The sequence below is a fragment of the Nostoc sp. genome, from assembly GCF_036917615.1.
Lineage (GTDB): Bacteria > Cyanobacteriota > Cyanobacteriia > Cyanobacteriales > Nostocaceae > Nostoc.
In genome coordinates, this window is record NZ_JBALCZ010000068.1 from 74,025 (window position 1) to 91,491 (window position 17,467).

Here is a 17,467-nt window from a genome sequence, read left to right on the forward strand (position 1 = left end):
CAAATGTCTGCGGTATATAAATTACAAATTACGCACAGCAGTACTAACCCAGTAGATAGCCGCCTAATAAAATTATCGCATCTCTCACATCTGTTGCTACTCCACTACCCGTAATGTTTTTCTGTTCTTCTTTAGACAGTTCTGAGAGCGAGTTTTGTTCTAAAACTTGTTTTCGTCTTGCAGATGCATTCACAACAGCTTCTTCAATCAAGTTCGTAATTTCAATTTGACTTGTGAGATATTTCTGATGAATGTTCATTGAGATGATATTCTCCTTAAATTACTTAAATAAACTTTGTGATCTCGGTTAACCGACAGTCGGTATCGCCACCTTAACTGTTAGTTCAGAGGGATTGTAGTTATCTGTAATAACTTGTGGACAACGCATACAAGCTGCCTTGCCTTCTTGCTGCCACCACTGACAATCTCGGCGTATGGAACAAGGTGGTAGATCGTCTACTACCGTTGCTAAATTTTCTACAACTCGCATTGCTAGACGACAATCTTTGCCATCAAAATGTTGACAACCCTTAGTTGCACAGGGTGCCGCCGTCCGAAAAATTTCAGTGGGTGTTACTGGACTAGCCTTTGCTATCAGTTCATCTGTGACAGCTTGTGGCTGCTTGAGATAAGCTACGCGGGGTTCTGTGACTGTGCCACCAACGACGCCGAAAACAACACTGTTCTGCCATTCTGGTCTTGCACTAGGGCAAAGTGTAGTCTTTTCAGTAGCTATGTCTTCCATAAATTGAACCTATAGTGAATTGTATTTTTAAGCTGATGGAGATTTATAGCTAGTTTCGGGTCGGACTGCTCTCCATCAACCTAAATAAGCAAATTAAATGTCCAAGAGTTTAATACTGACTGGTAACTTAAAAGGCTTGTGCTTTCAAATCAAGAGATCAAGTTCTGGTCTTGTGCAATTAGTCCACAAATAATCGGTTCTCTCACAGGAATACCACCTGCAATGGTTGGATCTAATTTTGTAACCGTTGCAAAACCACCTGCAACGTTTGCCATTTCTTCATCAGACAGAGTTAGCAAAGCATCTTCTGAATCATGATTTGGGTTCCGTCGTGTTAGTGCATTGTTAACAGCATTATCAATCAGATTGCTAATGTCCAATTGAATATTTGAATTCTTTTTATTCCTTTTCATCGTGCTTTTCCTCAGAATATATAACTAGATATAGGCTAAATCACTAAGTACTGTAATTACCTAATCTGTCTATATTTTAGAGAATATGAAAATGATTTAGTTATGTTTGGCAAATTTTTGATATACATAAATAAAACTTTTATGTCACCAAATCATAAATCGGCAGTTTATACTCAAAACTATTTATTTATCAAGGTTATATATCTATCTATTACTCCAGAAGCAAGCTTTTGCATTAATTATCAGAGAATGTTTCACTAACTTTTTAACCTTTAATAAAACATTTATGTCCCAAAAGTTTTCCCAAATGATCGGCAATATCTAACGACAAGATAGCAAATAAGACTTAAGTCTATACTACTAAATAGTTTTAAGGCTGATCAAAAAAACTTGCAATTCTCAATTGTGGCACAGAGTTGATATTACTAACATCTCTAGTCAGTATTTCTCACCCTTTCAAACAAAGCCCGATAAACAGGTTCACCCTTTTTTTGCGTACTTATTTCCCGTTCTGTGGGTACTGGTAAAGGATTTTCGGCTAGCCATTCTCCCGTACCAACTTTCTGATATGCTGGGTGAGCAGTAAAGCGATCGCGCATTTCCACAGCGACAAATTCCATATCTGATTGCAAAAATACAACTCCACCAACCGCAAGATAATTAGCTAAGTCTGCCACTAGTTCTGGTTGGACTACACGACGTTTAGCATGGCGGGTTTTAAACCAAGGATCGGGGAATTGAATTGTAACGCGTTGTAAACTTCCTGGAGGGAGGGAAGATAAAAGCGATTGCAGTGAGTTATTCACATTGCAAAATAAGTAGTGCAGGTTTATTAAAGACAACTCAGAACGTAACTTATTCGCCTCCATCACCAGCGGTTCCCGAATTTCTAAGCCGAGATAATTCCAGTTGGGTTCTATGTTGGTCATATTCACCAAAAACTGTCCCTTAGCGCAGCCAATATCTAAATGTAATGGTTGATTTGGCTTTGCATAAATGTTTTCCCAGTCAAGAGGACTTGCTGGTGTTTGATACTTTTTACCAAGTGGATTAACATGCTGGCGGACTCGGACTGCTGCCAAAATTTGCTCTCCTTTTCGTGAAAATATCCTGATGTGCTAACTGTGAAACTCCTTTTCGATTGAGCAAGTGTCACAGAAGTTTGAAATTATACTCAATCAAAAAGCGTAGCTTGCCGCCGTAGGTATCGCCTCATCGGAAAAAAAGCCAACGTGTGCTTGAATGTTAAAGAAAACGTAAAACCTTTATCGCCTGAGACTTTGAAGGAATTCTTGCTTGAGCGCAAAATAGTTAGTAATCTCTGCAAAAATAAGCGGTGTAACTTTTGTTTCTGCTCGGATTGGCTGTAATAAAGCGTTCAGCCTGCAATGTGAACTGTTAGCCTTTCTATATACGCAACTGTAACTCATACCAAGTATCCGAAAGTAGTCACCTATTTCTAGTTGTTGGAAAGTCATCAGATCCTCAGAATTTTTGGTAAATAACGGTTATAAAAGTAAGAGCTTATAAAGCCAATTTAGATTGTTCTTTTAAATTTCCCTGTCATATTTCAAGTTAAGTAAATTTGCACTAAGCAAGCTTTTAGTTAATGCTCTCTTTAACTAGCTAAGAGCCTGTTTAATGTGATTTATTATACTCCTTTTTTTCTAGATATTTGAGTTAGTTATCCAGGCAAAAAAAAGCAATATATGCTAAGATTGTATCAAAATATGGCAATTATTCAAGAGCAATTTAGAATAATTTTGCGCTTTGTTGAATAAAAAAGCTAAAATCTACGATTTTTGGAGATTTTTAGGTTATGACAACCTCACAGGAGAGGATTATCCCGACAGACTTGCGAAACGAAATGTCGCAGTCTTATCTGGAATACGCCATGAGCGTGATAGTGGGTCGGGCGCTGCCAGATGCCAGGGATGGTCTAAAACCTGTGCATCGTCGCATTCTCTACGCAATGCACGAGCTAGGTCTGCTCCACGATCGCCCGTTTAAGAAATGCGCCCGTGTGGTAGGGGAAGTGCTGGGTAAATATCACCCCCACGGCGACACCGCAGTGTATGATGCTTTGGTGCGGATGGCACAGGATTTTTCCATGCGATCGCCCTTAGTTAACGGACATGGTAACTTTGGTTCGGTAGACAACGATCCGCCCGCGGCAATGCGATACACAGAATGCCGCTTGCAAGCTTTAACTAGTGCCGGTCTACTGCACGATATCGAATTAGAAACTGTAGACTTTGCCGATAACTTCGACGGTTCCCAGCAAGAACCGACAGTTTTACCGGCACGGATTCCGCAGTTACTCCTCAACGGTTCGTCTGGAATTGCCGTGGGCATGGCAACCAACATTCCCCCCCACAACTTGGGCGAATTGATTGATGCTTTGGTGGCAGTGATCCACAATCCAGAAATCACCGATCTCGAATTAATGCAGTATGTCCACGGCCCAGACTTTCCGACTGGGGCGCAGATTTTGGGGACATCTGCCATTCGAGAAGCTTACACCACTGGGCGTGGTTCCATTACCATGCGTGGCGTAGCTAACATTGAAACCGTTGAACAGCGGGGACGCCCAGATAGAGAAGCAATTATCATCACCGAATTGCCCTATCAAACCAACAAAGCGGCGCTGATTGAAAAAATCGCCGAAATGGTGAACGAAAAGCGTCTAGAGGGGATCGCAGATATCCGGGATGAAAGCGATCGCGACGGGATGCGAGTTGTAATCGAACTCAAGCGTGATGCTTATCCCCGTGTCGTACTGAACAACCTCTACAAGCAAACGCCACTGCAAGCCAACTTTGGGGCGAACATGCTGGCGTTGGTGAATAGCGAACCCCAAGTACTCACCCTCAAGCAGTTCTTAACCGTCTTTTTGGATTTCCGGATCGAATCCATTGCCAGACGCACCCGTTATGAACTGCGAAAAGCCGAGGAACGCGACCATCTCTTGCAAGGGTTATTGATTGCCCTGTCCCAGTTAGATCCGATTATTGTCTTGATTCGCCATGCTCCCGATGCGCCCACAGCCAAAGGCGAACTCATCACAACTTACGGACTCTCGGAAGTGCAAGCAGATGCGATTTTGCAGATGCAATTACGGCGGTTGACTGCCTTAGAAGCCGACAAAATTCGTTTGGAACACGAGGAACTACAAGCGAAAATTACTGACTTGCAAGATATTCTGGCACGCCGGGAGAGAGTGCTAGAAATCATTGAAACTGAAGTCACGCAACTGAAAACTAGCTTCGCCACACCCCGCCGCACGGTGATTTTACCAGGGGAAGGAGAATTAGATGACCGTGACCTAATTGCCAATGAAAAAGCGATCATTCTGGTTACAGAGCAAGGTTACATCAAACGGATGCCAGTCAACACCTTTGAGGCGCAAAGCCGTGCTACCAGAGGTAAAGCCGCAGCTAAGGTAAAAGATGATGATACCGTTGAGCATTTCTTGACTTGCTGCGATCACGACAGTATTTTATTCTTTAGCGAGCGTGGCGTCGTTTACTGCTTAAGAGCGTATCAAATTCCAGTTAGTTCCCGTACCAGTCGCGGGACACCGATTGTCCAAATGCTACCGATTCCCAAAGAGGAAAAAATCACCTCAATTGTACCCGTTGATGAGTTTAGCAACGAAGAATATTTGGTGATGCTCACCAAGGGCGGGAATATCAAGAAAACCGAATTGGCAGCGTTTAGCCACATTCGCGCCAATGGCTTGATTGCGATTTCCCTCGAAGAAGGCGACCAACTGCGCTGGGTGCGACGTGCTAAAGCAGAGGACAGTGTAATCATTGGTTCTCGTCACGGGATGGCGATTCACTTCCGGTGCAACCACGAACAACTGCGTCCTTTAAGTAGAGCGACTCGTGGTGTGAAAGCCATGAAACTCAAAAATAAAGATGAACTGGTGGGTATGGATATTCTCCCTGCAGCAATTCTTGCCACTTTGGATACAATTACAGAAGCCGAAATTGAAGATATCGAAACTATCGAAACAGAAGATATCGAAACTATCGAAATTAATGAAGAGTCCGCAGAAGTACTTAGCAACGGCAGTATTGGACCTTGGGTGTTAGTAATTACAATGGGAGGATATGGTAAGCGCGTACCAGTTGGCCAGTTTCGCCTGCAAAACCGTGCTGGTCAGGGTTTAATGGCAACCAAATTCAAAAACCGCAAAAACAAAGACAAGTTGGCAACCCTACGCATTGTCAACGATGATGATGATGAAATGATGATGGTGACAAATCGCGGTATTATCATTCGTCAAGCGTTGAATGCGATTTCTATCCAATCGCGATCGGCAACTGGAGTCAGAGTGCAGCGTTTAGACGAAGACGACGCCATTACTGGAGTGGCAATAGTTCCACCTGATGCTGTCGATGCAGAAGAAGCTGAATAAAAAGCAGGGAGAGAGGTTAACCGCCTCACTCCCTTACTTGATTGCCTTAGCCAGCGGCATTTTAATGGGGCTAACCGTAGCCCCTGTAGGTGCATGGTTATTGGCTTGGATTGCCATAGTCCCTTTATGGGTACTAGTTGTCACTTCAGCCAAAAGCAAAAACCAATTCCCCCCGGCTTTCCTCTGGGGTATCGGTTATCACGGTGTCGCCTTATTTTGGATTACGGGAATTCATCCGATGACATGGTTGGGTGTTCCTTGGTTGCCGAGTTTGGCAATCACCCTTTTTTGTTGGGGATTCATCAGTGTCCTGGGAGGGGTATTCGTTGCTATTTGGGCGGCGGTGATGGTTCGCCTGGGCGGACAAAACCCGTGGTTACGTATATTAATTGGTACAGCCATCTGGTGCGGCTTAGAGAGTCTGTGGAGTGCCGGACCTCTATGGTGGAGTTCTCTTGCTTACACACAAAGTCCGCATAACCTCGTAATTTTACATCTGGGCCAACTCTCTGGGCCTAATACTGTGACAGCAACAATAGTTGCCGTCAATGGCTTAATTGCTGAAGGATGGACGAACCGCCAACTCTTGGAGACACTACGTGAACGCGCAGCGTCTCGCAGAGAAGACGCCAAGTCTGCCAAGATTTCCTCTGTGTCCTCTGCGCCTCTGCGGTTCGTTAATAAATACTGGGTTATCGCCACAGGATTATTAATTACCTTACACCTGATCGGTTTTATCTTATATAGCCGTCCCATTGCCCAACCCCCAGAAGCAGCCTTGAAAGTGGGGATTGTTCAGGGTAATATCCCGAACCGACTTTTACGAAGTTCCGAAGGGTTTCGTCGCGCCCAAGAAAACTATACCAATGGATATCTAACTTTAGCAGACCAAGGTGTAAATGCAGTCCTCACCCCAGAAGGAGCCTTACCTATTTTCCAGCGTAACTTGATGGCAACTGCCTTAGTCGCAGCCGTGAAAGAAAAAGGCGTAGTTGCTTGGATTGGGGCTTTTGGCGAACGGGGAGACAGTTATACAATTAGTTTATTTACTTTCAACAGTAAGGGTGAAATTGTCAGCCGCTACGATAAAGCCAAATTAGTACCTCTGGGAGAATATATTCCCTTTGAAGGAATTTTAGGCGGAATAGTTCAACGCTTGTCGCCTTTGGATGCACACCAAGTTGCCGGTTCAGCAAATCAGCTATTTGATACCCCTTTTGGTCGGGCGATCGCTAGTATATGTTATGAATCTGCTTTTCCGGAGCAATTTCGCCGTCAAGCTGCGGCGGGTGGGCAGTTTATCCTCAGTTCTTCTAATGATGCCCATTACACTGCATCAATGCCATTCCAGCACCATGCACAGGATATGATGCGGGCAATTGAAACTGATCGATGGTCAGCACGGGCAACTAATACCGGATATTCAGCTTTTGTAGATCCTCACGGCAGAACCTTGTGGATATCTGGATATAATACCTACGAAACTCATGCTGAAACAATTTATCGCCGACAGACGCAAACTCTATATGTGCATTGGGGTGATTGGTTGACACCATTGTTATTGATATCTTCTGGAGGAGCTTGGTTGGTAATTAAACTTAGGGATACAAAGAAAATAAACAAAAACCTCACCCAGTCCTGACGGACAACTTTAACTGTGTAATATTCAGAAACTTGTTCTGATGATTTAACAGTGGCTATGAATGGACTTATGCAAACTTGTTTGGTTAATTATATTAATTCTGTAGAACCTGTGCGATCGCCTGGGAAATTGGTAAGCCAGGAGTGCGTTCCAGCCAGAAGAACTCACCAACTGGGTTGACCTCAAGGAATATATAACGACCATCTGGAGTTAAAATTATATCAATCGCTCCATAGTTCAAACCAAATTCTGCCATGAGTTTGAGCAGTTTATCTTCCACATCTTGGGGTAGAGTGTATAATTCCCAAGCGTCGAGTAAGGCGATTCCCTGTTTGCGCCAGTCGTAACGTGCTTTATCCAAAGCTTGGGAATCAACTGCGGCTGTAAACACATTTCGACCTACAATAATTGTCCGCAGTTCCAGAGCTTTTGGGATTTTCTCTTGAAACGTCATTGGGCAAAAACGCAGTCCTTCAAGGTTGTCGAGATCCTCTGGTGCGACTGGATTGGTAAATACGACCTTTTCTTGCCCTTGCTCGTCGTAGATGGCAAAGGAAGAAAGCATCTTGGTAATCATACCCTGTTCGCACTCTTGGGCAAATTGCTTTACTGCCTGTGGGTTGTTAGTAGTTAAGGTGCGTGGAGTATCCAGACCTATTTTCCTTGCTATTTGTAATTGAAGCTGCTTATTTTCGGCTCGACGGATATTTGGCAGAGGGTCAAGATGAAACCCCTGAATACTGGCAATCATCCCCTGAATAGTGACGCGAGATTCCTGAATTGAGGCTTGTCGCATTTGCTTGTCCATCGTAGTGGGAATCCTTGACCCAATGGCGATCCGCCGATACCAAACTGCGGATACTTCACTTAAATCTAGCTTCTGGTCATCTGCTTCTAGAATTACTTGCTCAGTTGCACCGTAGTAAACATCTAGCTGTACTTCTGTGGGAAATCGGTCTGTATCAAAACGAAATGCTTTGCTCCCTTGAGCCTCAATTGCTTGAATGACTAGGGGAATACTTTCGTTGTCTTCACTGTGGGTAATGATTAAAACAGTCATATTCAACTGCCGAGTTTTGAATTTTTAATCAGGGTCAAAGTTATCATTGGGCACTTGTTGAGAGTAGTGCATCTGCGATCGCTTCCGCAATCGGATATTCCAAATCTCTCTCCAGCATTTCCCACTCTCCTGTAGGATTAACTTCCAAAAAAACGTATTCCCCTGATGGTGTTTGGATGAAGTCAAAGGCTCCAAAAACCAGTCCAAACTTTGCCATAAAGGCATGGAGACAACGGATTATTTCATCAGGTAATTCATCGGGTTGCCATGCACAAGCGTCTTTTGGAGCACGTCGCCAGTCTTGGGTAGATGCTGCATAATCTGATGCATTTAATGCTCCGACAAAGAGCTTGCCATTTACATACACCACCCGTAGTTCTTGCCGTTTGGGGATTTGTTCTTGAAACACAACTGGACAATAGCGCAGTGTCTCGGCATCAACTAAATCTTCTTCTCTGACTGCGCTGGTGTACATAAAAAAAGAGGAGCCTTCCATACTGTAAGAAAGAGGTCTGAGGAGTTTAGCAACCATTTTTCCCTTTACGCGGTGGAAAAACTCTCGTGCTTCTTGAGGATTGTTGGTGACAAGAGTCTGAGGTATGACAAGACCAACTTCCGAAGCAACCCTTAGTTGGCGTAACTTGTTTTCAGCTGCGTTAATCCTTTGTAAATCATCCACCCACCTAGCTCCTCTGAGACTATCCCAAAAGCCATCTAAGGCGGCCAATGATTCACTAGTGCAGGCTGCTTGAAATTGTGGAGCCAATTCTTTACTCAACTCAGGTTGCCAGATACGCCGCATCCATACTGCTTGCACTTGCTCTGTATTGAACGAGCGATCGCCATATTTTAATCAGGGTTTATTTGAGTCAGGTTGACTGAAGCTAGAAACCTGGTAACAGCTAGTTCTTTACAGTTTCCCCTAAGAATATTTAGCAGTTATCGTTTACATTGAATACACTTTTGATACATCTTGTGGGATGGAGATAAGTCTGAGCTAAGGCTTGTTTAAATCAAAATATGGGAGCATCTTACCCTTATTAGTAAAGGCTTTCCGGGCTAAGTTACCAGAAAAAATGTAGTGTATTCAATTAATAAACGCTATAATTTCTCGATGTAGAAAAAATTACATTTTGCTAGTTACTGATTATTTATATACATAGATTGAAAATATTACAATTATCCATAAGGGTGAAATTTGAATATAAAATTTCATCCTAAATTAAGTTTAAAAAAAGTGGATGAGCGATGATTTTTTGAATTTAAGGTGTTTAATAAAGTTATTACCAAAAGTCTAGTAGAAGCAAAAACATGAAAGGTTTCAGGAAGTTATCCTCAATAGCACTATTGCTATGTGCCTTTGTGTATCCGCCCTCATTAGCTGAAGCGAAGGATATTTCTCTAAGTAATGTTCGCAATGAACAGAACGCTGCGCCAGAGGCTAACCTCGTTGGAGATAAAACCGGAGAGCTTTTAATTGCTCGACGGCGATCAGGACGATACCAAATCATCCGACGACGGCAGATTATCCGACAACGGCAGCATTTCGGAGGATACGAAAATATCCGACGACGGGAGCATTTCGGAGGATACGAAAATATTCGACGACGGGAGCGTTTTGAACGATACGAAAATAACCGACGACGGGAGCATTTCAGAGGATACGAAAATATCCGACGACGGTAGCCAGTTGGACAATACCTGATTATCCGACAACGGTATTAATGACTGCTGATGCAACTAAGCCAATTGTTAATGGTTAGTGGTTATTAGAATAACCACTAACCATTAAATAATGACTATCGTTACGTTCTAATGAGTTGCTACTACCTCTGCTTCAAGGCGAACTAGTCGGTCTGCCAAAAGTTTCTCAAGGTCTTCTAATGCCTTGGTGAAACCTTTGATGCCTTCGTCTAGTTTGTCAGTTGCCATGCGGTCAGCGGCGTGCAATTTGTCATAGGTAGCTTTGTCAATGGATATCTTTTCAATTTCCAAGTTTGCTACCTTGGCAGGATCGAGTTTGCGTGGTAGTTCTCCAATGGTTGCCTGCAATTCACCTAAAAGCGACGGCGAAATTGTCAACAAATCACTACCTGCAAGTTCAGTAATTTCACCAAGGTTACGGAAGCTAGCTCCCATAACTTCGGTTTTATAGCCGAATTTTTTGTAGTAGTTGTAGATTTTGGTGACAGACAAAACTCCTGGATCTTCGGCTGCTGGGTAGCTATCCCGTCCGGTATCTTTTTTGTGCCAGTCGAGAATCCGACCAACGAAGGGAGAAATTAGAGTAACGCCAGCATCTGCACAGGCGATCGCTTGGTGAAGACCAAACAACAAGGTAAGGTTACAGTGAATACCTTCTTTTTGGAGGATTTCCGCAGCCCGAATGCCTTCCCAGGTGCTGGCAATTTTAATTAGCACGCGATCGGGGCCAATTCCAGCGGCTTTATACTGGGCAATTAATTCCCGTGCCTTAGTCAGGGTAGCTTCGGTATCGTAGGACAAGCGAGCATCCACTTCCGTAGACACACGACCGGGAATGATTTGTAAAATCTTTAATCCAAAGGCAACTGCCAGACGGTCAAAAGCGAGAGAAACTATCTGTGTTTGGGTAGCTTTGGCTCCAGCATCTTTCTTTGCCTGGAGTAAAGTTTGATCGACAATTTCCTGATATTCTGGCATCTGCGCCGCAGCAGTAATCAGAGAAGGATTGGTGGTGGCGTCTTGAGGTTTGAACTTTTCAATTGCCTGGATATCCCCTGTATCCGCAACCACGACAGTCATTTTCCGCAATTGTTCCAGTAAACTCTTAGACATAAAATGCTCCGTGATGAATGTTACAGGATTTACTTTATTCCCCAGTTCTTTACACTCTCTACTATTCCTTCAATTCTGATTTTGGCAATTTTTCGGAATCATTGCCCAAGTTTGCTTACTATCCACAGCCACAGCCCTATTCTAAGCGCCTTATGCTGAGATTGGCTGTCCAATGGAATGCACTTTGATTAAACTAGTTGTTCCCGATTTACCAATTGGAACCCCAGAGGTAATTACCACCTTATCGCCCTTATTCGCTAGACCCATGTCTACAACAGTGTCTACCACATTCGTAAACATCTCTTCGGCATTGTGGACTGGTGGGATCAGCAAAGCTTCCACACCCCAAGAAAGCGCTAACTGGTGATAAGCAGTGATGTCAGAGGTTAGGGCAATAATGGGGGAAGTTGGCCGGTATTTAGACACCATTCTTGCCGTACTTCCTGATGAAGTATTACAGAGAATTGCCCGTGAGCCTGTTTCATAGGCGATGCGACACACTGATTCTGCCACCGATTCGGTAACGCTGAGACTGCCTGCTTCATGACACCAGGCATGTCTGCTACCCTCATCTAGAGCCTGTTCTGTCCGCACAGCGATATTGTGCATCATTTGGACGGCGGCGATTGGATATTGTCCGACGGCGGTTTCACCAGAAAGCATTACTGCATCCGTACCATCTAAGATGGAGTTGGCAACATCGGTTGCCTCGGCGCGGGTGGGGTCAGGGGCGCTAATCATCGACTCTAGCATTTGGGTGGCTGTAATCACCGGCTTGCCAGCACGATTGCAACGGCGAATAATATCTTTTTGAATTAGGGGTACTTCATGAATTGGCACTTCTACCCCTAAATCGCCACGGGCAATCATAATCGCGTCAGCAACTTTCAGAATGGAGTCAAAGTTTTCTACTGCCTCTGCTCTTTCGATTTTGGCAATTAAACGGATCGAAGCACCAGCAGCTTCAATCATTCGCTTGGCGGGTTCTAAGTCTTGTGGCGATCGCACGAAGGACACCGCTACCCAGTCTATACCCAACTGAATCCCAAAGCGCAAATCCAGCAAGTCTTTTTCGGTGATCGAACTGACAGGTAAAGGAGTTTCTGGCAGGTTTACTCCTTTGTGCGTAGAAATTAACCCGCCAATTTTCACCTGAGCGCGAATGCGATCGGCATCACGAGCGGTAACAATCAACTTGACGCGACCATCATTAATCAAAATCGGTTCGCCTGGTCGCACCATTGCGAACAAAGTCGGCAATGGTAGGGGTAGTTCGTCGATAGTCTCACCCTTTTCTTGCAAAACAAAGGTGACTTCACTACCAGCTTCTAAATTTAACCCTTCCGGTGGTAAAGTTCCCAAGCGAATCTTCGGGCCACACAAGTCTTGCATAATTGCGATCGGCTTTTGCTGCTCAATACTAATCTGCCTGAGATAGTGAGCCGTTTGGGCGTGGAATTCATAGGCCCCGTGGGAAAAATTCAGCCGCGCCACATTCATTCCAGCTTCTACTAAAGCTTGCAGCCTTTCAGGTGCAGATGAAGCCGGCCCAACAGTACAAATGATTTTGGTTCGACGCATAGGGATTGGGGGTTGAGGAATAACCTGCAAATTTGGATGCTTTGAGCGATCGCCCAAAGCATCCAAATTTACACGTGTTTCATATCACTGATTTACTAAGTAAAGATACTAAATGACGTTTTGTTTTCGAGGTATTTACCATTTGACCCAAATCCCTAAAGTCAAGGGTCAAAAGTCAAAAGTTAATCACTAATGACCAATGACCAATGACAGATGACTAATGACTAATTGACCAATTAAACCACAGCCGCTGTCGGTGCGAGTTCTTCCTTCTGTAACATAGACAACATCAGGTCAATCACGCGATTCGAGTAGCCCCATTCGTTGTCATACCAAGCAATTACCTTGAAGAAGTTGGAGTTTAACTCAATCCCAGCACCTGCGTCAAAGATACTGGAATGGGTATCGCCTTGAAAATCTGTGGAAACTACTTCTTCATCTGTATAGCCCAGGATACCCGACAGTGAGCCGGCGGCAGCCTCCTTCATAGCAGCACAGATTTCCCGATAACTGGTGGCTTTGGCAGTTTTGAAAGTTAAATCAACTACAGAGACATCCGGAGTCGGAACTCGTAATGCCATACCAGTTAACCTACCTTTCAATTCTGGTAAAACCAGTGCTACGGCTTTAGCTGCGCCTGTGGAGGAGGGAATAATATTCTGGCTTGCACCTCGACCACCCCGCCAGTCCTTCTTGCTGGGGCCGTCTACAGTTGGCTGAGTGGCAGTCATCGCATGAACTGTGGTCATCAACCCTTCAGTCAACTCAAAGTTGTCATTGATCACCTTAGCTATGGGAGCTAGACAGTTTGTAGTGCAGCTAGCATTGGAGACAATTATATCTTTGCTGGCGTCAAACAAGTGATGATTTACACCCATTAGTAGAGTAGGAACTCTATTTGGATCTTTGGTGGGAGCGGAAATTACCACTCGCTTTGCACCTGCCTTCAGGTGGTTTGCGGCTCCTTCGTAGTCAGTGAAGAGTCCCGTAGATTCTACGACATAATCTGCACCTAATTGTCCCCAAGGCAACTCTGCTGGATTCCTCACGGAGACACAAGGAATGAAGTGCCCGTTAATGAGGATGCCATCTTCCTTGGCTTCAATCTTGTGCTTTAATTTACCGTGGGTTGAGTCGTACTTTAACAGATAAGCGAGGTTATCTGGTGGTACTAGGTCGTTAATCCCCACAAACTCAATGTTGGGGTTATCGATGCCAGCGCGAAGCACAAGTCGCCCGATTCGACCGAAGCCATTGATACCAACTTTCAATTTAGTCAAGATTAAACCTCCCGTTGTGGAAATTTGAACAAAAGGAGAAAGTTAAAAGTCAAAATAGATTGCCTTTTACTCTTTACTTTCTGATCCTGACAGTCTCAGTCGGCTAAGGGATATTTACTTGGCATCTTTTAAGGTTTGGGGCATTGGAGATTAGGGATTGGGAAAATCCCCCTTTAATTTACTACTTATCTCTTTGAGCTAATTGTTCGAGTTTTTACAAAGTCTGATACATTGTGAGATCGTCCAGACTGTTCAAATAGTTTGCCCTTGCAATCCACGATTCGTTAGGAGGTAAACAGCAAAAGTTCCTAGCCAGTGACTAGCTGCATAATGTTCAATGACAACATCTGCTAGTCCATTCCGACGATGGTGAACGGCAGCAGAGCGAAGTGTTTCTATGCGGCGATCGCTATTTGCCAATCCAGAAATGATCCCCTCAAGCATCCAAGCGCGACTGAGATTAAGACCCCAGAAGTGGGATTGCATATAATCTTTAGGATTATCTACTATGTTCGGTTGTAACCAATTTGCACAATTCTGAATCGGTATTTGGGGAAGAAAATCGGTGAGCCAGTCAGTGAAAGCTGTTGTTGGGAGGACTCGCCGCATCAGGTCTGCTTCAGCAAGGCCAGGAGAGAGAAAATCGTAGCCAAGCGGCTCGAATTGTAACGAGTAGTTGCGATCGTTGAGATAGAATTGCCGTGCTTTGTTCTCCACTAACTGAGTGAAGTCAGTATTTTCAGTAATCCGTGACCAATCTAGCATCAAACCGAGAGCAAAAGCTGTTTGGCTATGCATCCCTGTGCGATTTGGGAGTTTCAGTGCCTCAATCCAGCGGTGTAAGTTACCTGCAATCAACTTTTCTAGCGGTTCCAATACAACCCGCCATTCTTTCGCTTGAGGATGATTCCACTCGTGAAGTTCCGCAGCCAGTTGCAGAAGCCATGCCACGCCATAAGGAAATTCATAAAAGGGCAGCCGCTGGAAATGGGCAATCTCTCCTTGAATCTTCTCAGGTGTAAGGCTCTGCTCAAGTGCTTGCTTTGACGCTGCATTGAAGGAAGCTTCAGGAAAGTGACGCATCAGACGTACCAGCAACCAGTGACCATGTACAGCTGAATGCCAATCTAAGCAACCATAAAAAGCAGGAGTCAATTTACGCGGTGGTTTTATATCCTCGTCGCTATCAGCCCAATACAGATTACTGTTGGGATACTCCCGCCCGATACAATCCAGCACTAATTGAGCAAATTGTGTCGCAGTCGTTTGATTAATCTCCAAATTATCGGCTGGCATAGTCACTTAGTACAGTTTTGCCTAAAAGCGTAGCGTTTTTAATGCAAGGCAACGCATTAACATTGTATCGGGATGCATTGGCATTGTAGGGGGACGCATTAACAATGCGGCCGATGCATTGGCATTGCAAGGTATTACCTTTTGTCTCGTTAAGAGTCTCTGAGTGGGAATGCCTAATGGGGGGGCTGCCGCCTCTTGACTTGCGGCAGAGCCGCAATGAGGAGCATTTCCAGCCTCTGGCTGGAAACGAGGTTTCAATGAGCAATGTTCCTTACGAGAAATCTATATGTATTAGGGTTTGTGTGAAATGGTATAAAACACCCAACAATTTGTCTTAATCCAAGGGTATTGTGATATGAGTTATTATTTTAAACTCCCTAACACTTCCATCACTTCTGCTTCAGGTTTTACCCTAGCTTCTGCTTCCAGAAAGCCAGCTACTTGAGCCTCAATTTCATCCCGGACAATTTGGCGATACTCCAAGAAATGCTCAATTTGGGCACAAACGGCTAAGTAGCTACTCACCCCACCCGGATTATGCTGATACATGCTCCACAAGTTGGGCCAGAATTGCCAGCGCGTCCGACGACGTAAACCTTGGCGCCAGCAAATGATCACAAACGCTCGGAGTACTTTCCAGTTCAATGGTTTCTTGGCAGCTTTGCCCTTTTTCGGGTAGGTTGCTTCGCCCAAAAGACGGAAGTGTTTGTATGTACGCTCTAAAAACCGCTCTGGCTCATACAAATCACAGAACGCCTGCACATATTCGTGAGCGATGTCTTCTAACGGTCGAGTTGGGACAAAATTCATCAACGTGGTTTGGTTGATGTTGGCAGATTTATTGCGGAGTCGTCCTTCCTTTTCTAATCTGTGCCAGAGGGCTGTATCTGGAAGCGCTTGCAACATACTAAATAAGGCTGTGGGAATTGCTGTTTGTTCAACAAACTTGACAATTCGTGCGCCTGCTCCTACTTTCTCGCCATCAAACCCAATGATAAAGCCTGCCATGACTCGCAGCCCTGAGCGGGTAATCTTATGCACCGCTTCACTGAGTGAGTCTCTGGTATTCTGGTATTTCTGAGTGAAAGTGAGACTTTCTTCGTCGGGGGTTTCAATTCCCAGAAAAACGGCTCCAAAATTACACACTACCATCAAATCCATCAGTTCTTGATCTTGGGCTAAATCAACTGAAGCTTCTGTGGCAAAGGAAAAGGGATAGTTATGTTCCACCATCCAGGGCAGGAGGGACTTCAAAAATAATTTGACATTCCGCTTATTACCGATGAAGTTGTCATCCACCATAAAAATACTGCGCCGCCAACCCAGTTTGTAGAGATAATCAAGTTCTGCTAACAGTTGAGCCGGGTTTTTGGTGCGGGGTTTGCGACCATAGAGAACAATAATGTCGCAAAATTCACACTGAAAGGGACATCCACGGGAAAATTGCACCGACATCTCTGCATAGGCTTCAAATTCTAGCAGGTCAAAGCGAGGAGTTGGAGTATTGGTAACATCTGGTTTTTCACCACCAGAGCGAAAGATGCCTGTGCGATCGCCCTGTGCGATCGCTGCTACAAATAAAGGTAGGGTGATTTCTCCTTCGTCTAATATCAAGTAGTCTGCTCCAGCGGATGTCATTTCATTCGGTAGCGCTGTCGGGAAGGGGCCACCCACAGCGACTCGCTTACCTCTCTGCTTTGCTTCTAATATCTGAGAGAGCAAATCCTCTTTTTGCACAATCATCGCCGACATAATAACCAAATCTGCCCAAGCCCATTCTGCTTCTGTACAGACGCGAACATTTCGATCTACTAGCTTGAACTCCCATTCTTGGGGTAAAATCGCGGCTACAGTCACCAAGCCTAAAGGCGGTAGCATTGCTTTACGGTCTAATAAAGCCAGTGTTTTTTCAAAAGACCAAAAACTTTTTGGAAAGCGGGGATATAAAAGTAAAACGTTCATATTCGATGCTTATAAACCTTGATGTTTGCTGCTGCTTGAGTTGATGTCAAACTAAACCTGTCTGACAACAGATTAGATCAGCTTCTGTATGCAGTAGCTGTAAGCTCTACTATGACTGATTTAGACAAAGCAATATTTTTTGAGGGCGATTATTACTGTTTTCAGACCAGAGAGTAGCTCAAAATTGCTGAATGAGTGTGAGGAGTACGTAGACGCGCAATGCAAAGCCGGAGACGTTTCTGTTA

13 protein-coding genes and 1 pseudogene are annotated in these 17,467 nt (G+C 44.4%); 3 read left to right on the plus strand and 11 right to left on the minus strand.

Annotation, left to right across the window (positions count from 1 at the left end):
- Positions 1 to 43 precede the first annotated feature (43 nt).
- From V7K85_RS23750 to trmB, 4 genes are all read right to left on the minus strand, one after another.
- A complete protein-coding gene (locus V7K85_RS23750) occupies positions 44 to 259 on the minus strand; it encodes a hypothetical protein (RefSeq protein WP_334817127.1) in 216 nt (71 codons plus the stop codon).
- 48 nt (positions 260 to 307) lie between these two features.
- On the minus strand, positions 308 to 745 hold the full coding sequence (locus V7K85_RS23755; RefSeq protein WP_334817129.1) for a nitrogen fixation protein: 438 nt from the start codon (positions 743 to 745) through the stop codon (positions 308 to 310).
- Positions 746 to 894: 149 nt separating this feature from the next.
- Positions 895 to 1,158 carry a hypothetical protein gene (locus V7K85_RS23760; protein ID WP_334817131.1) on the minus strand — a complete coding sequence of 88 codons (264 nt, stop codon included), beginning with the start codon at positions 1,156 to 1,158 and terminating at the stop codon, positions 895 to 897.
- Positions 1,159 to 1,592: 434 nt separating this feature from the next.
- Positions 1,593 to 2,240, minus strand: a complete 648-nt coding sequence (gene trmB, locus V7K85_RS23765; protein ID WP_334817133.1) for a tRNA (guanosine(46)-N7)-methyltransferase TrmB — start codon at positions 2,238 to 2,240, stop codon at positions 1,593 to 1,595.
- 737 nt (positions 2,241 to 2,977) lie between these two features.
- Here trmB and gyrA point away from each other — a divergent pair.
- On the plus strand, positions 2,978 to 5,584 hold the full coding sequence (gyrA, locus tag V7K85_RS23770) for a DNA topoisomerase (ATP-hydrolyzing) subunit A (protein ID WP_334817135.1): 2,607 nt from the start codon (positions 2,978 to 2,980) through the stop codon (positions 5,582 to 5,584).
- Positions 5,565 to 7,226, plus strand: coding sequence for an apolipoprotein N-acyltransferase (gene lnt / locus V7K85_RS23775; protein WP_334817460.1), 1,662 nt, complete (start codon positions 5,565 to 5,567; stop codon positions 7,224 to 7,226). The genes gyrA and lnt overlap by 20 nt, the downstream gene beginning before the upstream one ends.
- 94 nt (positions 7,227 to 7,320) lie before the next feature.
- On the opposite strand, the gene V7K85_RS23780 is transcribed toward lnt, so the two are convergent.
- Positions 7,321 to 8,286 carry an MvdD family ATP-grasp ribosomal peptide maturase gene (locus tag V7K85_RS23780; protein ID WP_334817137.1) on the minus strand — a complete coding sequence of 322 codons (966 nt, stop codon included), beginning with the start codon at positions 8,284 to 8,286 and terminating at the stop codon, positions 7,321 to 7,323.
- Between the two features lie 43 nt (positions 8,287 to 8,329).
- A pseudogene (locus V7K85_RS23785) lies at positions 8,330 to 9,139 on the minus strand (MvdC family ATP-grasp ribosomal peptide maturase); the annotation flags it as partial.
- Between the two features lie 458 nt (positions 9,140 to 9,597).
- On the opposite strand from V7K85_RS23785, the gene V7K85_RS23790 reads away from it, so the two are divergent.
- Positions 9,598 to 9,972 (plus strand): hypothetical protein, encoded by a 375-nt coding sequence (locus V7K85_RS23790; protein WP_334817139.1) that lies wholly within the window; start codon positions 9,598 to 9,600, stop codon positions 9,970 to 9,972.
- A gap of 126 nt (positions 9,973 to 10,098) precedes the next feature.
- On the opposite strand, the gene V7K85_RS23795 is transcribed toward V7K85_RS23790, so the two are convergent.
- The 5 genes from V7K85_RS23795 to V7K85_RS23815 all read right to left on the minus strand — a co-directional run bounded on the left by V7K85_RS23795 (position 10,099) and on the right by V7K85_RS23815 (position 17,222).
- A complete protein-coding gene (locus V7K85_RS23795; protein ID WP_334817141.1) occupies positions 10,099 to 11,103 on the minus strand; it encodes a transaldolase in 1,005 nt (334 codons plus the stop codon).
- A 150-nt stretch (positions 11,104 to 11,253) separates the two neighbouring features.
- Positions 11,254 to 12,684 (minus strand): pyruvate kinase, encoded by a 1,431-nt coding sequence (pyk, locus tag V7K85_RS23800; RefSeq protein ID WP_334817143.1) that lies wholly within the window; start codon positions 12,682 to 12,684, stop codon positions 11,254 to 11,256.
- A gap of 236 nt (positions 12,685 to 12,920) precedes the next feature.
- Positions 12,921 to 13,964 (minus strand): type I glyceraldehyde-3-phosphate dehydrogenase, encoded by a 1,044-nt coding sequence (gene gap / locus V7K85_RS23805; RefSeq protein WP_334817145.1) that lies wholly within the window; start codon positions 13,962 to 13,964, stop codon positions 12,921 to 12,923.
- A gap of 252 nt (positions 13,965 to 14,216) precedes the next feature.
- Entirely contained in the window at positions 14,217 to 15,260 is a 1,044-nt protein-coding gene (locus tag V7K85_RS23810) for a DUF2891 domain-containing protein (protein WP_334817147.1), read from the minus strand.
- 363 nt (positions 15,261 to 15,623) lie between these two features.
- Positions 15,624 to 17,222, minus strand: a complete 1,599-nt coding sequence (locus tag V7K85_RS23815; protein WP_334817149.1) for a B12-binding domain-containing radical SAM protein — start codon at positions 17,220 to 17,222, stop codon at positions 15,624 to 15,626.
- Between the last annotated feature and the right edge of the window lie 245 nt (positions 17,223 to 17,467).

What these genes read in the sequence shown, in the direction of transcription:
- V7K85_RS23750 (WP_334817127.1), bottom strand. Translation starts at nt 259, where the DNA reads ATGAACATTCATCAGAAATATCTCACAAGTCAAATTGAAATTACGAAC.
- V7K85_RS23755 (WP_334817129.1), bottom strand. Translation starts at nt 745, where the DNA reads ATGGAAGACATAGCTACTGAAAAGACTACACTTTGCCCTAGTGCAAGA.
- V7K85_RS23760 (WP_334817131.1), bottom strand. Translation starts at nt 1,158, where the DNA reads ATGAAAAGGAATAAAAAGAATTCAAATATTCAATTGGACATTAGCAAT.
- gyrA (WP_334817135.1), top strand. Translation starts at nt 2,978, where the DNA reads ATGACAACCTCACAGGAGAGGATTATCCCGACAGACTTGCGAAACGAA.
- lnt (WP_334817460.1), top strand. Translation starts at nt 5,565, where the DNA reads ATGCAGAAGAAGCTGAATAAAAAGCAGGGAGAGAGGTTAACCGCCTCA.
- V7K85_RS23780 (WP_334817137.1), bottom strand. Translation starts at nt 8,286, where the DNA reads ATGACTGTTTTAATCATTACCCACAGTGAAGACAACGAAAGTATTCCC.
- V7K85_RS23790 (WP_334817139.1), top strand. Translation starts at nt 9,598, where the DNA reads ATGAAAGGTTTCAGGAAGTTATCCTCAATAGCACTATTGCTATGTGCC.
- V7K85_RS23795 (WP_334817141.1), bottom strand. Translation starts at nt 11,103, where the DNA reads ATGTCTAAGAGTTTACTGGAACAATTGCGGAAAATGACTGTCGTGGTT.
- pyk (WP_334817143.1), bottom strand. Translation starts at nt 12,684, where the DNA reads ATGCGTCGAACCAAAATCATTTGTACTGTTGGGCCGGCTTCATCTGCA.
- V7K85_RS23810 (WP_334817147.1), bottom strand. Translation starts at nt 15,260, where the DNA reads ATGCCAGCCGATAATTTGGAGATTAATCAAACGACTGCGACACAATTT.
- V7K85_RS23815 (WP_334817149.1), bottom strand. Translation starts at nt 17,222, where the DNA reads ATGAACGTTTTACTTTTATATCCCCGCTTTCCAAAAAGTTTTTGGTCT.